Source organism: Neorhizobium sp. JUb45 (assembly GCF_004343585.1).
Taxonomy (GTDB): domain Bacteria; phylum Pseudomonadota; class Alphaproteobacteria; order Rhizobiales; family Rhizobiaceae; genus Neorhizobium.
The window spans coordinates 206573-221303 of sequence record NZ_SLYW01000003.1 but is presented as its reverse complement, the minus strand read 5'-3'; the positions used below and the strand labels follow the sequence as shown (position 1 = coordinate 221303).

Sequence of the window (14731 nt, the reverse complement as noted above, 5' to 3'; positions counted from 1 at the left end):
TCAGCGTTTTTCATACGCCAACTGCTATCCACGCAAAGGACCGTTTTGATGACCGAAAAATCTTCCGCCGACAATCTTCCCGCGGGTTATGAACCTCCAAAAGTCTGGACCTGGGAAAAGGGCAATGGCGGCCAGTTCGCCAGTATCAACCGGCCGATTGCCGGCCCGACGCAGGACAAGGTTCTGCCGGTCGGCAAACATCCGTTCCAGCTTTATTCGCTGGGTACGCCGAATGGCGTCAAGGTGACCATCCTTTTGGAAGAACTGCTGGCAGCCGGCCATTCCGACGCCGAATACGATGCCTGGCTGATCAATATCGGCCAGGGCGACCAGTTCGGCTCCGGCTTTGTCGATGTCAATCCGAACTCGAAAATCCCGGCGCTGCTGGACCGCGCGCCAAAAGGCGGCGGCGAGCCTATCCGCGTGTTCGAATCGGGCTCCATCCTCGTCTATCTGGCGGAAAAATTCGGTGCCTTCCTGCCGACCGATCTGCGGGGCCGCACCGAAGCCATGAACTGGCTGTTCTGGCAGATGGGCTCGGCTCCCTTTGTGGGCGGTGGTTTTGGCCATTTTTACGCCTATGCGCCGGTCAAGATCAAATATGCGATCGATCGCTACGCCATGGAAACCAAGCGTCAGCTCGATGTGCTCGATCGTCACCTCGCCGATAACCAGTTCATGGCCGGCAAGGAATATTCGATTGCGGACATGGCGATCTGGCCGTGGTACGGCAATCTCGCGCTTGGCCAGGCCTATGGCGATGCCGGTGACTTTCTCGAAGTTCAGAGTTACAAGCACCTGCAACGCTGGACGGCGGAGATTTTCGCACGGCCTGCAGTGAAGCGTGGCCGTATGGTCAACCGGACATCCGGTGAGCCATCCGAACAGCTGCGCGAGCGTCACGACGCTTCCGATTTCGACACAAAGACGGCCGACAAGGTCGCCAACGCTTAAAGGACTGAGACAGATGGCAAACCTGCCCGAAATGACCAAACATCGCGGTTTTCCGGGCGGGATGCCAAGCACCGGGATCCAGTTCACGATCCGTCGCGCCAATCCCAAGGGTGTGACGCCGTTGAAGGTGATCCCTCGGCGCAAACGCCCGGGCATGGCTGAACACCGCGTCGACGGTGCATTTCTCCATGCGCTTTGGCATCATTTTGGGGCCGAACCCTTTGAGCGCGGCAATCTCGATGCCGCGCGTCTCAACCTTCTTCTGGGCCGTGAAGTCGTGCCGGTGGAAAAGGATTTCGATCCGCTTTCTTATCAGGCCCTGCTGAGGATCGATGAGCGAGTGGCGCGCAAGAGCTTTCCGGAATCGTTCGAGAACTTCTTCGAAATCTGATATTTTTTGACGATCGACAGGCTGCGGAGGAAACGTGATGCTTGTACCGATCGTCGAAATGGCAAGGCTGACCGATCCGCTCAAGCCGATCAAACGGTGGGCGGGCCGGCAGCGCAAACGCGATTTCATTCTGCTCAACAGTCGCAAGCCGCGCATGAGCCCCGAAGCGGCACGGCGTGATCATCAGGATATGTTGCGCCTGATGGCGCTGAACGCTCTGGGTGGCGCGCTGATCGGCATATTTGTCGGCGCGTCGCTGCTGCTACTCGATATCGGCGGTTTGCTGGGCCTGCTCAGACGGGCGTCCAATCCTGTTTTGCCGTTGATGCTTGTCATGGTGCCGTTTGCGTCGCTGTTCGCTGCGGCAGCCGCTGCTTCGGCGATCCTGACGCTTCCCTATAAGCGAAAGTTTCGCGACGATGATGATGGTGACCGCGACGAAGGCTGAACCGCCCTTACTTCGCTGATGGCATGCGACCTCCACTTGCCAGTCCCCTGCTGCACACTAGGTGGTGTTGAGGGGGCGTTGTTGCATTGGAGGAGATGCATGGTTTCAGAACAGGCACTTATCAAAAAGATCACCTGGCGGCTCATGCCGTTCCTGGGCATTCTCTATCTCATTGCATATATTGACCGGCAGAATGTCAGTTATGCCAAACTCGACATGGTCGATGCACTGGGCATGAGCGAATACGCTTACGGCCTGGGTGCCTCGCTGTTTTTCGTCGGTTATTTCATTTTCGAAGTGCCGGCCAATCTGTTTCTCACCCGTTTTGGCGCGCGCGTCTGGTTTACCCGCATCCTCGTCTCCTGGGGGCTGGTGACGATCGGCCTTGCGTTTACCCAGAACATGACGATGTTCTACATCCTTCGCTTCCTGCTTGGTGTGGCGGAAGCTGGGTTCTTTCCGGGCGTCCTTTATCTCCTCACGCTCTGGTTCCCGAAGGATTACCGTGGCCGCATGGTCGGCCTCTTCATGATTTTCAGTGCCCTTGCCAATGCTGTCGGCGCGCCGCTCGGTGGCTTTCTGCTGGATCTGGATGGTTTTCTTGGGCTGGCCGGTTGGGAATGGGTGTTCCTGGCAACCGGCGTGCCCGCCGTTATCGCCGGTGTCGTGACGTTCTGTTATCTCGACGACACACCGGAAAAGGCAAAGTTCCTGAGTGACGATGAAAAACGCTGGCTGAAAGATCGCCTCGCCCGCGAAAATCAGGGCATGGATGGCGAGGCCGACGATGGTTTCAAGGCGCTGATCAACCCGCGTGTGCTGCTGATGGCGCTGTGCTTTATCGGATTTCCTCTGGCAGCCTATGGTCTCAGCTACTGGCTGCCGACGATCGTCAAGGGTTTTGGCGTGTCGAACACCACCAATGGCTTCATCAACATCATCCCGTGGGTGATCGTCGCCATCGCGCTCTGGTTCGTGCCAGCCGCTGCCGACAGGACCGAGAAGAAGACGCCTTATATTGTTGGTCCAGCCTTTATCGGTGCCATCGCGCTGGCATTGTCGGCGGTCTTCACCTCCCCGATCATACAGTTCGTCTTCCTGTGCATCGCCGCGGCCGGCATCTTTGCCGGACAACCGGTCTTCTGGAGCCTGCCGTCACGGTTCCTGAAAGGGGCAGGAGCGGCAGCGGGCATCGCCGCCATCAACTCGGTGGGCAATCTTGGTGGTTTCATTGCCCAGAATGCCGTGCCGTGGATCAATGATGCCACGGGAAGCGCCATCGTGCCGATGTTCTTCCTTGCCGCATGCCTTGGCATAGCCGGTCTGCTGGTCATTGTCGTTGGGAATGTTCTGGCGCGCAAAACGGAGAGCGAGCCGTCCTGACGAGTGACATAAATGGCTTGTCGGCAGGCAGGGTTTATCCTGCCTGCCGCACCATCATGTTCAGCTATGTCGTCCGGTCAGGAAGATCAGGATCACCAATCCGGCCGTGAGCGGCGCAATGCCGGTCCACTCCGGCAGAGCGGATGTGCTTTGGCAGACTGCGCCAACGATCATCAGAAAAATACCGATCGCGATCAGGCTGAGCGAACTCACGCAGAAAAGATTGCGTGCCGAACTGCCCCGCGTGCGGCGGTGCTCGGATGCGGTTCCGTTCAATAATTCCCTGGTGCGCGATGGCCGCCGGGAGTTTTCAAAATCGATATCGGTCATGCTGCCAGCGCGCTGCTATTTTGAATGACGTGATCGCGAATGGCGGCTCTGAGATCGCTCAGGTTGGCGAACCGCCGTTCGTCGAGGTCTATGACGTGGTACTTCACCGCAATAAAGCGGTAAGCGTCGTCCTGATGGACTGCAATGCCGACTGGAAGTCCCGCGTGTTCAATAACTTGTCTGCTCATGGTGCTCACTCCGCCCGTATGGGCTCTGTTCCGTGTGTCCTGCTGGATGATCTGCGCCGGTGGCGCCTGGCATTCGCGAGGCATTGGAGTGGCAACAACGGAGTGAAGAACGGCCAAGGAGGATGGACGCAAGAAAGTGCGCTTTTGTGGGCTATCGATCATGTGTGTCTCCTTGAAGTTTTATTCTATGAAATAACTATACTTTCTCCTTGCCGTTTTCAACAAAGATGACGTGGAGATCGAAAGATAAATCTAAAATTCCATTCTTGGTGCCGGTATTTGGAAATATGATATCGGTATTCCCTATAATTTAGGAATGTACATCTCATTTCAAGTAAGGTGCTCTGCGATGGCCGACTGCCGATGCAAGAGTTTTCCCTCATAAACTCTCGTCTTTTTGCCGAGTCGGATGATTGAAGGCTTTCGACGATTTCGCTATCGCTGGCGTAACACCCGGCAATGAAGCCGGAAAAGTGATCGGATTGTCGAGCATCCATGCTGACCAAAAAAGGGAAATACGGGCTGAAGGCGCTGGTGCATCTGGCCCAGCTTGAACCCGGTAAAACCGCCTTCGTGAGCGATATCGCCCAGCAGAACAACATTTCCAAGAAGTTCCTGGATGCGATCCTGCTTGAACTGCGCAAGGGTGGAATTCTGCGCTCCAAGAAGGGGCCGGGCGGCGGTTATGCATTGTCCAGGTCAGCCTCGGAAATTTCCATCGGCCAGGCGGTGCGTATTCTCGACGGGCCGCTCGCTCCGATCCGTTGTGCCAGCAAGACGGCTTTCGAACCCTGCGACGATTGCAACGAGCCGGATCACTGTCAGGTCCGGCATTCCATGATGGAAGTCAGGGATGCCATTTCCGCCGTGCTCGACACGATGACACTGGAGCAAATGGTCGCCAAGCGGTCCTCGAATTTGATCGAACAGGTTACGCGCTGATCAGAATTGCCCGTTCGGCTTGGGCAGCTTGCCGTTGAGGTGGAAATCGCCGATGGCGTGATGTTTCCAGCGCACCGGATCATGCACGGTATGTGTCCGCGCGTTGCGCCAGTGGCGATCGAAGTTGAAAACCTCGTCGGTTGATGATGTGCCCGCCAGCTCGAACAGCGCGTTGGTCGCGTCCAATGCTGCCTCGGTCGTCAGGATTTTCGCCGCCGCCACGGATATCGAGGCTTCGGTACTGGCTTCCAGAGATGGGCTGACCTGTGCCGTGTCTATCTTCCGGCCGGCGCGATCCAGAACAGCCGACGCGGCCTCGATCTTTACCGCGATCGAGCCTGCACGCGCCACCGCCAGCGGATCGGCACTGACGGCATCGATGCCAAGATTGATGTTACCGCGCGCCTTGGTACGCACGAACTCCACCATGTCGGCAAAGGCGCCGCGTGCAATGCCCAGATCGACTGCGGCATGCAGCAACTGGCCGAAAGCGCCGAGCGGTGTTTGATGCTCGAATGCGAGGTGTTGCTGGATGACGGCATCCGCCGAAACATAGACATTGTCGATGTTGACCGTGCCGCTGGCGGTGGTGCGTTGCCCGAAACCTGACCAGTCATCGACGATCGACAAGCCATCGCTTTCCCGTGCCACGATTGCCATCACCAGCCGGTCATGCTCGTCGAGCGCGAATATGGCGATCCAGTCCGCAAACAGCGCGCCGGTGGAATAATATTTCCGGCCGGATATCCGATAGCCGGCGCCGTCCGGTGAGAGGCGCGTTTCGATGTCGCCCGCCGCCTTCACGTTTTTTTCCGCCAACGCATTGGCGAAATGGTCACCCGCCAGTGCGCGTGAGAAGAAATATCGCTTCTGCTCCTCGCTTCCGGCAAGCCGCAGCACGTCCAGAATATAAAAATGGTTCTGCGGAATCTGGCCGACCGAGCTATCCGCTTCCGAGAGGATGGCGATCACTTCCGCCAGAAACGGGTTCGAAATGTCGGCGCCGCCATATTCTGCGGGAACGGTAACGCCGAGCAGCCCGGATTGCGAAACAAGCTCCATTTCATGATGGGGCAGGATGCGCTGACGGTCGCGATTGCTCGAACCCTCGCGAACCCGCTTTGCCAGCGTGGTTGCGACTTCGATCGCCTGGTCCTCACTTGCGATATAGGGCGCAACCGCCCTGAGCTTTGTGGTCAAGCCAACGACATTGCTCATCAAAGCCTCCTGAAATTAAGCGGCTATTGAGCCATGCCGGCGCTTGGGTTGAAAGGAATAAACCTTCAATAATCGGCTGTTTTTTGGCGCTTTTTACCCGAAGGGGAGTGCTGCGGATTCGATGCTATCGCGGGTCGGTGCAATCCTTGCGTGTCAAAAGGGCTTCACGGCGAGGTCATAGACGTGTAAAACGACTGGATTGGTCGACTTACCCCACAAGCAGACACGGAGAAAGCTGATGGCTCATATCCTTCCCGCGCTTGAACATGGTCACGCGCCGATCACCCTGCAGCAGTATTTTCGCGACTCACTCGAAGCATTTGAAGACTGGCAGATTGGAGACCCCGAACCGGCTCTTTCTGTCGGGCTTGAAACAATCCCCATATCCGAAATTTTCGGCGCATTGCGCGGCTGCACGGATGTCGTGCCTGCCAATGTCGTGGGCGGTGTTACCGAGCAACTCTCCAAGCCCTGGCAGGGCGAGGGGCCCCTCGATGAAATGACCTTTTCGACCGCGGCACGTGTCATGAGCGTGCTCGTGCGCAAACGTCAGCTGGGAGACGGGCGTCTGGCCTCGATGGTCGAAGGATACTCCCCAACGCCGTGGCATGCTCACTAAGCTTTGGCGCCTTCAATTGAATTGCCGAAAGGACAACGTGCGAGCTGCTCCCCTAAACGGGCAGCTCGCGATTGCGTTCGGCATAGGTCGATGAAAACGACCACCACTTGGAGTTTCTTGATCATCGCCCTAAGGGTTGACCGTCAGACTGAAATCGCTCCGAAGCAATCGTGATCTGCCAAACCGTCGCGGATGTCACTCGGCGGCGATTTGCCTATTGGTGTCTGCCGTGGCGATACGTTTTTCCAATGCAGCAAGTGCTTCCGTGTGTTGCCGCGACGCCTTGCTGAGCGCCTCTTTCGTCATCGGCAGTTCTTCCTCGTCCTTCTTCCCGACCAATCGGCCGAACAGACGCGCGAGCAGGCGTGACAGGTCGTCCATGATCAGGAAGAAGGCCGGCACGACCAGCAGGGAAAGCACGGTCGAGACGATGATGCCACCGATCACCGCAATCGCCATCGGTGCACGGAACGAGCCGCCTTCACCGACGCCGAGCGCGGATGGCAGCATGCCGGCAGACATGGCGATCGAGGTCATGATGATTGGGCGGGCGCGTTTGCGTCCGGCCTCCACCATGGCATCGACACGTGCCATGCCCGCATGTTTCATCTCTATGGCGAAATCGACCAGCAGGATGGCGTTCTTGGTGACGATACCCATCAGCATGAGAATGCCGATCAGCACTGGCATGGACAGCGCGTTCTGGGTGATGATCAGCGCCACCGCGACGCCGCCGATGGCAAGCGGCAGCGAGAAGAGGATGGTGAAAGGCTGGATCACGTCCTTGAAGAGAAGGATCAGGACGACCAGAACCAGCAGCAGCCCGAGCAGCATGGCATTGCCGAAACCCGCCTGCATCTCCGCCTGAACTTTTGCGTCTCCGCTTTCCACCAGACCTACGCCCTGCGGCAAGGTGGTCTCATTGACGATCCGTTTGAACTCGGCGGTCGAGGTTTCCAGCGCCGTACCCTGCGGCACATCCGAGCCGATCGACACAACCCGATGGCGATCGTAACGTTTGATCGAGCTTGGACCTTCGGCGTAATCGATATCGGCGACGCTGGAGAGCGGTACGGTGGCGCCCGATGTGGTTTTCACTTTCAGCGATCGGAGCCGCGCGAGATCACGACGAGCGTCAAGCGAGGTCTGGACACGGATGGGGATCTGCCGGTCATCGAGCGAGATCTTTGTCAGTGCCGCATCAATATCCCCGATCGTGGCGACGCGCACGGTCTGGGCAATCTGCTGTGGGGTGACGCCGAGGCGGGCGGCTTCATCCTTGCGCGGACGGATCTGCAGTTCCGGGCGGGGAAGCGCCCCTTCGGACGATACATTTGCGAGGATCGCCGAGGCGCGAAGGTTGTTTTCCAGAATGGCGACGGCCTCATTCAGCTTGTCGTTGTCATCGGAGAGAAAGTTGAAGGTCAGCTCGCGCTCGGCCCGGTCATTCACTTTCGAAATGCGGACATCCGGAATGGCGCGTATTTTTTCAAACAGCTCCTTCTCGATATCCCATTGCGGCCGTGTGCGGCCATGGTCTTCGACCTTCGGCAAATAGGCACCCAGCAGCGGGATGTTGCCAAGCCCCTTATTGACGATCGTCTTCCAAAGCGAGTGATCCATGTTGCCGAGGATGACGCGGATGGTGGCACGGCGCAGTTCCAGATCACCCTTGGGCGACGCGCCGCCCAACACGAACACGCTGTCGACGCCGTTTATGTCACGGATGGTTCGGAAGACCTCGCTGGTGGTGAGGTCCGTTTCCTCCAGCGTGGCGCTTGGGGGAAGTTCGACGGAGAGGACGACGCGCGACGAATCTTCCGGCGGCATGAAACTGCCGGGGACCTGCGAGAGGAGCGCCATGGATGCGAACAGGAAACCGATCGCGCCGAGCAGCGTCGCATAACGCCAGTACCATTTGTGTGTCGTGCCGGAGACGACCTTCGAATATGCCCGCATCAGCCGGCCATCATTGTCGTGATGGTCATCCATCGCGTCTTCTGCCCGCATCAGATAGGCGGCCATGAGAGGCGTGATCAGCCGCGCCACCATCAGCGAGAAGAACACCGAAAACGCAACCGTCAGGCCGAACTGGATGAAATACTGGCCCGGAATGCCCGGCATGAACGACACCGGCACGAAGACGGCGATGATGGTAAAACTGGTAGCGATGACGGCGAGGCCGATTTCATCCGCAGCTTCCAGCGCTGCCCGATACGGCGTCTTGCCCATCTTGATATGGCGGGCAATGTTTTCGATCTCGACGATCGCGTCATCCACCAGAATGCCGGTTGCCAGCGTCAGCGCTAGGAAACTGACGAGATTGAGCGAAAAGCCCATCACGTCCATGATCCAGAAGGTCGGCACGGCCGACAAGGGCAGGGCGACGGCTGCGATCAGCGTCGCACGCCAGTTACGCAGGAACAGGAACACCACGATGACGGCAAGGATCGAACCTTCGACCAGCGTGTGCAGTGCGGATTCGTAATTGCCGTATGTGAAGTAGACGGAGTCATCGACCATCTCGATGGCGACATCCGGATGGGCAGCGCGCACCTGATCGAGACTTTTCGCGACGGTTTCGGCCACGGAGACTTCGCTGGCGCCCTTGGCGCGGAAGACGGCAAAGGTGACGGCCGGATTGCCGTTGAAGCGCGAGAAGGATTTCTGCTCCTCATAGGCATCGGTGACACGGCCGAGCTGCGAGAGTTTGACGAAATTGCCGGTCGGCAGGGTGATGGTGGTATTGCTCAGTTCCGCGACACTGCGTGCATCACCGAGCGTGCGGATCGCCTGCTCATTGCCGCCGATCTGGCCGCGGCCGGAACCGAGATCGACATTGGTGCCGCGCAGCTGCTCGTTCACTTCGGATGCGGTAATGCCATAGGCATCGAGCCGACCGGGTTCGAGCATGACCTGGACCTCGCGGTCGGAGCCGCCGTAACGGTCGATACGGCCGACGCCAGCCTGACCCTGCAGGGCGCGTTTGACGGTATCATCGACGAACCATGAAATCTCTTCCAGCGTCATGTTGGGGGAGGAGACGGCAAAGGTCTGGATCGCCTGACCCTCGACATCGACCTTGGAGACGACGGGTTCTTCGACATCGGCGGGAAGGTCGCTGCGGATGCGGTCGATGGCATCCTTGGTGTCCTGAACGGCTTCGTTGGTCGGCTTTTCGAACCTGAAGAGAATATTGGTCGTCGACTGCCCGTCGACCACGGTCGAGTGGATCTCGTCGATTCCGCTAATGGCCGCGACCGCGTCCTCGACCTCCTTGGTCACCTGCATTTCCAGCTCCGCCGGCGATGCACCACTCTGGTTGACCACGATCGAAACGACCGGCACATCCACGTTCGGGAAGCGGGTGATCGGCAGCGCATAAAAGGACTGGATGCCGACGAACATCAGCAGCGCAAAACCAAGGATCGGCGCGATCGGGTTGCGGATCGACCAGGCGGAAAAATTCATTCGAAAAACCTTCAGTTCGTAGGCTGCGCCGATTGCGTGTGATCCGGCGCGTTTACGGGCGCAATATGATCACCATCGCGCACGAAGGCGCCGGCCTTGGCCACGACGCTTTCGCCTTTGACAAGCCCGCTGACGATCTCGACAAAACCGGAATCCTGAACGCCGATTGCGACGGAGACCTGCCGGACGACATTGTCTCCATTCGTCTGAGCAATCTTGCGGACGGTCGGGCCGTCTCGGCCTGTGGTGACGGCCGATTGCGGCAATGCCAGAACATTGGCCTGCGAAACGATGATTTCGGCGCTGGCGAACATGCCGGATCGGGCGGCGCTTATTGCATCGACGACGATATGGACGGCGCCGAGACGGGTCGAGGCATCGACCGTCGGCGAGACGAGGCGCACGACGCCGTCTATGCCGGTGCGGTTGCCGGCCACGCGGATCGTGGCTTTCTGATCACGCCTGATCTTGCCGATGTCGGCTTCCGGCAGATCTGCGACCAGTTCGATGGCGCCGTTGCGGATGATGTTGAACAGCGGATCGCCACTGCCGGCGGCGATCGCGCCGACCTTTGCGTTCCTTATCGATATGATACCGGACACCGGCGAGCGCACGTCCGTGCGACCAAGTTTCAGCTCGATATCTGCAAGCTGGGCATCGACAACCCTGATTTCCGCCTCGGCGACGATAACGGCCTGTGCGGCCGCCTTCAGCTTGGCGTCGGCAACGTCGGCCTGTGCTGTCGCCTGTTCCATCTGCGAAACCGAGCTTGTGCCGCTTTGACCAAGTCTTTTGGTACGGTCGCGCTGGCGAATGGTGTCGTCGTAGCTTGCCTGCGCCTCCACAACCTGCGCCCGCGCCTGCGCAAGAGCCGCCTCGGCCTTGGCCTTGTTGGCCTGATACTGGCTTTGCTGCAAAACCAGCGCATCGCCATCGAGCGTCGCCAGTATGGTCCCGGCCGTGATGCGGTCGCCGATATCGGCATGGATAACCTTGATCGGCAGGCCATCGACGAGTGGCTGAACCAGAACCTCGTCCACAGGGCGGATCGTGCCGCTGGCCAGAACGCGATCGGTGAGGGCACGCTCGATCACGTCGGTGACGACGATCGCCGGCAGTTTTGACGCGACGACGGCTGGCTGCTCCTGTGCCATGGCCAAAGTGCCCATGCCGGTGACGGCCATGACAACGGCGAGGCTTGCGGTATGGATGAAACCGCCGGGATGGCTCATCGTCTGTCTCCTTCATATGCACGCGGACGGTCGCGGAAACGACGAATGCGTGTTGGTGTCGGCTCTGCGACCGCCGGTTCCTGTTCGCCATCCGCGGCAAGAAAAGCGGCCTGTCCGGCAATGGTGGGATGTTCGAACACGCGGATCACCGAGATCGGTTTTTCGAAAGCCTGCGACAGCCTTCCCGCCAGCCGGGTTGCCAGCAGCGAATTGCCGCCCGCCTGGAAAAAGCTCGTGGCGGTGGATTCCACCGGATGTTCCAACAGGTTCTGCCAAATGTCGCGGATGCGGTTTTCAAGTTGCGACGCAGGCAATGTCGGTTTGCTCTGCGCCGGCTCGGCCAGTTCCTGTGCCTGTTTTTCCAGAGCCTTGCGGTCGACCTTGCCGTTGATGGAAAGCGGCAAATGGTCGAGGATAACGAACGTGGCGGGGATCATCGCGGCCGGCAGCCTGTCGTCGAGATATCGGCGCAGCACGGCTTCGTCATAGGCACCCTGTTCATCGAGCGTCAGGAAGGCGACGAGCCGGTTTCCCTTGCCGGCCGTGCCGGCGGCCACGACGCTGACCTGTCGAATGGACGGATCGTTTGCGATCGCCGTCTCGATCTCGCCCAGTTCGACACGCAGGCCGTTGACCTTGACCTGACCATCGCGGCGGCCGAGAAACTCGACAAAACCATCGGGGTGCCAGCGCCCGAAATCGCCGGTGCGATAAAGCCGTTCACCGCTGGTGGGATGCGTGACAAAACGCTCCGCCGTCTTTTGCGGGTCGCGCCAATACCCGTCAGCGAGGCCAGCACCGCCAATGAAGATTTCGCCGATGGCATGGTCGGGGCGCGGGGCAAAATTTTCATCCAGAACATGAATGGTCTGGTTGGCGAGCGGTCGGCCATAGGGAATGCTTGTCCAGGCGGGCGAGACCGCATCGACCTCGTGAGCGATCGACCAGATCGCCGCCTCGGTGGCGCCGCCGAGTGACACCAGTTTTGGTCCATTGTCGAGCGCGATCAGGGAGCGGCACAATGGCAGCGGCAACCAGTCGCCGCTCAGCATCACCAGCCGCAGGCGCGAGAGTGCGGTCAGCTGTTCGCGGTCAGACAGACGGTCATGGAACAGCTGCATCAGCGCCGGTGCGCTGTTCCACAGCGTGATGTCGTGCTCTTCGATCAGGTCCAGCCAGTTGTCCGGATCCGGTGCCACCGCAGGCGGCGGTATCACCACCGTTCCGCCTGCCGCCAGCAGGCCAAAAATGTCGTAGACGGAAAGATCGAAACTCAGAGACGAGACCATGAGGCATCGATCGGCAGGGCCGACGCCAAAACGCGCATTGATATCGAGAACCGTATTCAGTGCCGCGCCATGCCGGACTGCAACGCCTTTGGGTTTGCCGGTCGAGCCGGAGGTGAAGATGATATAGGCGAGATCATCGGCACAGGCTTGCCGCAGCGGCGCCAGTTCTTCCGCTTCCATCATGGGTTCAAAGAGGTCGCGACCGATATGCAGGACCTGACGCCCGGAAACTTTTTCGATCTCGCTGTCGGGCAGAGCCAGTACGAGATTGCTGCCACTTTCCTCCAGCAGCGTCCCGATGCGCGCCGTCGGCAAGGCCGGATCAATGGGGAGATAGGCCATGCCCGCCTTGAGAATGCCGAGCACGGCCACGATCTGCTGCCAGCCCTTGGGCAGGAGTATGCTCACCGGCAGACCATGGTTCTCCTGCCGGGCGGCGATCCGGTGGGCAAGACGCATGCTGGCGCAGTCGATATCGGCATAGGTCCAGCTTTGGCCATCGGCGATGACGGCAATAGCGTCGGGACGTTGCCGTGCCTGCTTTTGGAAAGGTTCATGCAAAGCCACGGCGGTTGTCGGTGCCTGCCATGCCGTATCATTGACGGCCGCATGTCGGCTGGCTTGCGCGGCGGGCAATGCCGTGACGTCAGGCGCATCCCAGGCAGGTTCGTCACGGGCAAGTGTGCGCAGCAATTGCAGATGCAGGTCGGCAATGTCGGTGATCAGGCCCGGTGGGTATGCCGCTTCCACATGATCCCAGTTCAGCACCAGCCGGCCGTCGTGATCCAGCGTCTGATGATCGAGCAGGGTCTGCGGGGTCTGCACGGCAGCGCGGGTGATCTCGCCGAACCCCGAAAAGGCGTCGAGATAACTGCGGCCGGTGCCGAGCGCGCTGGTAAAGACATACGGCATGATCGCCCGGTTATGCAGGCCGTGAACACCGGCGACCATGCCGAGAACCTCGACGCCGCTCACAGCGCTGTGGTCGAGATCGTGCCATAATTGCGTCTGCACCTGCTGCGCAAACGCGAGAAATGCAGGCGCCGATCCGCTGTCGGTCTCGACCAGTGTCAGCGAGGTAAAGTCGCCGATCACGTTGCCGCTGTCCGGGCCGGTCATCGGACGGTTGAACAGGGTGGTCGTCAGGGAGAACCGGCTGCTGTCGCTCCACGAAGAAAGGATACGTGCGTAAGCGGCCAGCAATACGGCCGATGCCGTCAGGCCGCGCTGGCGGATCGCGTCCTGCAGTCTTTGCCAGTCATCACGATCGAGAATGGTCTGCAACCGGGCAAAACGCGGCGGGGTGAGCGCTTCCAGTGGTCGGGCGAGTGGCAGCGCGGGACCAAGCGGCATCAAGGCGGCACGTTTGCGCCAGTAACGCCGTGCCTCTTGCGTTGCCTGAGAATGTGCGCGTGCCTCCAGCGCCGCGACATGATCGCGGAACCGGGCAACCGGAGCGGAGATGACGGCATCGGGATCGCTGTAACGGGTCCACCATTCGCCCAGCCAGATCTCCAGTGATTTGAGATCGAAGACAAGGATGTCGAAGCTCAGATGCAGGATATGGGAGCGCTCGGAAACTTGGGCAGCATGGACGCGGTAAAGCGGCCAGCAATCGGCCGGCAGCACCTGCTGTTCCATGACATCGCGAATGGCCTGCAGGCCTTTCTCCCGCCCGGTATCGGCATGGGTGGTCAGATCGGTACGGTCGATCCGAAAACGCGGCACGTCGTCGAGCACGCGTTGCATGCCATCCGCGCTGATCACCGCCCGCAGCATCGGATGTGCGGCAATCGTCGCATTCAGCGCGTCTTCAAGCAGATCGATATCGAGATCATCGCAGCGTGCTTCGATGTAACCGTGGGCAGCGGTGCCACCGAGTTCAAAGTGGTTCTCCCGGCCTAGCCAGTAGGCACGCTGGATGTCCGTCAGCGGAAAGGCTGCTTCTTCCGCTTCGGGTTTTGCGGTAGCCGAGCCGATATCGGCCCTGCCGTCCAACCGATTTTCCATGACGAGCGCCGTCCAGGCATCGACGGTCGGCTCGGAGATCAGTGTACTCAAGGGTATCGTCGCATCAGCGGCGGCGAAGGCCGCCTGCAGGCGCATGAGTGCGATCGAGGCCAGCCCCAGTTCGATCAGGTTTTCGTCGGGACCGAATTCTTCCGGCTCGGCGCCGATTTCTGCAGCCACCATCGCGTGGACACGCGCTCTCGCGGCGTTGTAGGTCTCACTGAGGTCGTGTCCGGCTCGCGCAAGTTCCGCCATA

At 59.6% G+C, this 14731-nt stretch carries 12 protein-coding genes; 6 read left to right on the top strand and 6 right to left on the bottom strand.

Annotation, left to right across the window (positions count from 1 at the left end; all coding sequences use genetic code 11):
• Positions 1-48 precede the first annotated feature (48 nt).
• The 4 genes from yghU to EDF70_RS13575 all read left to right on the top strand — a co-directional run bounded on the left by yghU (position 49) and on the right by EDF70_RS13575 (position 3176).
• Positions 49-954: a glutathione-dependent disulfide-bond oxidoreductase gene (yghU, locus tag EDF70_RS13590; protein WP_132274234.1), complete on the top strand. Its 906-nt coding sequence runs from the start codon at positions 49-51 to the stop codon at positions 952-954.
• Positions 955-967: 13 nt separating this feature from the next.
• A complete protein-coding gene (locus EDF70_RS13585) occupies positions 968-1345 on the top strand; it encodes a hypothetical protein (RefSeq protein ID WP_132274231.1) in 378 nt (125 codons plus the stop codon).
• A gap of 37 nt (positions 1346-1382) precedes the next feature.
• Positions 1383-1793, top strand: a complete 411-nt coding sequence (locus EDF70_RS13580; RefSeq protein WP_245519202.1) for a hypothetical protein — start codon at positions 1383-1385, stop codon at positions 1791-1793.
• 99 nt (positions 1794-1892) lie between these two features.
• A complete protein-coding gene (locus tag EDF70_RS13575) occupies positions 1893-3176 on the top strand; it encodes an MFS transporter (protein ID WP_132274228.1) in 1284 nt (427 codons plus the stop codon).
• A gap of 60 nt (positions 3177-3236) precedes the next feature.
• On the opposite strand, the gene EDF70_RS13570 is transcribed toward EDF70_RS13575, so the two are convergent.
• Positions 3237-3506 carry a hypothetical protein gene (locus EDF70_RS13570; protein WP_132274225.1) on the bottom strand — a complete coding sequence of 90 codons (270 nt, stop codon included), beginning with the start codon at positions 3504-3506 and terminating at the stop codon, positions 3237-3239.
• Positions 3503-3694 carry a hypothetical protein gene (locus EDF70_RS13565; protein ID WP_132275804.1) on the bottom strand — a complete coding sequence of 64 codons (192 nt, stop codon included), beginning with the start codon at positions 3692-3694 and terminating at the stop codon, positions 3503-3505. Before EDF70_RS13565 ends, EDF70_RS13570 begins: the two co-directional genes overlap by 4 nt.
• A gap of 495 nt (positions 3695-4189) precedes the next feature.
• On the opposite strand from EDF70_RS13565, the gene EDF70_RS13560 reads away from it, so the two are divergent.
• Positions 4190-4636, top strand: a complete 447-nt coding sequence (locus tag EDF70_RS13560; protein WP_132274222.1) for an Rrf2 family transcriptional regulator — start codon at positions 4190-4192, stop codon at positions 4634-4636.
• On the opposite strand, the gene EDF70_RS13555 is transcribed toward EDF70_RS13560, so the two are convergent.
• On the bottom strand, positions 4637-5854 hold the full coding sequence (locus EDF70_RS13555) for an SfnB family sulfur acquisition oxidoreductase (RefSeq protein ID WP_132274220.1): 1218 nt from the start codon (positions 5852-5854) through the stop codon (positions 4637-4639).
• A gap of 238 nt (positions 5855-6092) precedes the next feature.
• Between EDF70_RS13555 and EDF70_RS13550 the strand changes: the two genes are divergently transcribed.
• A complete protein-coding gene (locus tag EDF70_RS13550; RefSeq protein ID WP_132274217.1) occupies positions 6093-6473 on the top strand; it encodes a hypothetical protein in 381 nt (126 codons plus the stop codon).
• A 195-nt stretch (positions 6474-6668) separates the two neighbouring features.
• On the opposite strand, the gene EDF70_RS13545 is transcribed toward EDF70_RS13550, so the two are convergent.
• From EDF70_RS13545 to EDF70_RS13535, 3 genes are read right to left on the bottom strand one after another with little or no spacing between them, the layout of a single operon-like run.
• Positions 6669-9944 (bottom strand): efflux RND transporter permease subunit, encoded by a 3276-nt coding sequence (locus EDF70_RS13545; protein WP_132274214.1) that lies wholly within the window; start codon positions 9942-9944, stop codon positions 6669-6671.
• Between the two features lie 11 nt (positions 9945-9955).
• Positions 9956-11176, bottom strand: coding sequence for an efflux RND transporter periplasmic adaptor subunit (locus EDF70_RS13540; protein ID WP_132274211.1), 1221 nt, complete (start codon positions 11174-11176; stop codon positions 9956-9958).
• On the bottom strand, positions 11173-14730 hold the full coding sequence (locus tag EDF70_RS13535; protein WP_132274209.1) for a non-ribosomal peptide synthetase: 3558 nt from the start codon (positions 14728-14730) through the stop codon (positions 11173-11175). The genes EDF70_RS13540 and EDF70_RS13535 overlap by 4 nt, the downstream gene beginning before the upstream one ends.
• Position 14731: the final 1 nt, after the last annotated feature.

Bases quoted from the DNA above. Each gene is read 5' to 3' on its own strand.
- yghU (WP_132274234.1), top strand. From the start codon at position 49: ATGACCGAAAAATCTTCCGCCGACAATCTTCCCGCGGGTTATGAACCT.
- EDF70_RS13585 (WP_132274231.1), top strand. From the start codon at position 968: ATGGCAAACCTGCCCGAAATGACCAAACATCGCGGTTTTCCGGGCGGG.
- EDF70_RS13580 (WP_245519202.1), top strand. From the start codon at position 1,383: ATGCTTGTACCGATCGTCGAAATGGCAAGGCTGACCGATCCGCTCAAG.
- EDF70_RS13575 (WP_132274228.1), top strand. From the start codon at position 1,893: ATGGTTTCAGAACAGGCACTTATCAAAAAGATCACCTGGCGGCTCATG.
- EDF70_RS13570 (WP_132274225.1), bottom strand. From the start codon at position 3,506: ATGACCGATATCGATTTTGAAAACTCCCGGCGGCCATCGCGCACCAGG.
- EDF70_RS13565 (WP_132275804.1), bottom strand. From the start codon at position 3,694: ATGAGCAGACAAGTTATTGAACACGCGGGACTTCCAGTCGGCATTGCA.
- EDF70_RS13560 (WP_132274222.1), top strand. From the start codon at position 4,190: ATGCTGACCAAAAAAGGGAAATACGGGCTGAAGGCGCTGGTGCATCTG.
- EDF70_RS13555 (WP_132274220.1), bottom strand. From the start codon at position 5,854: ATGAGCAATGTCGTTGGCTTGACCACAAAGCTCAGGGCGGTTGCGCCC.
- EDF70_RS13550 (WP_132274217.1), top strand. From the start codon at position 6,093: ATGGCTCATATCCTTCCCGCGCTTGAACATGGTCACGCGCCGATCACC.
- EDF70_RS13545 (WP_132274214.1), bottom strand. From the start codon at position 9,944: ATGAATTTTTCCGCCTGGTCGATCCGCAACCCGATCGCGCCGATCCTT.
- EDF70_RS13540 (WP_132274211.1), bottom strand. From the start codon at position 11,176: ATGAGCCATCCCGGCGGTTTCATCCATACCGCAAGCCTCGCCGTTGTC.
- EDF70_RS13535 (WP_132274209.1), bottom strand. From the start codon at position 14,730: ATGGCGGAACTTGCGCGAGCCGGACACGACCTCAGTGAGACCTACAAC.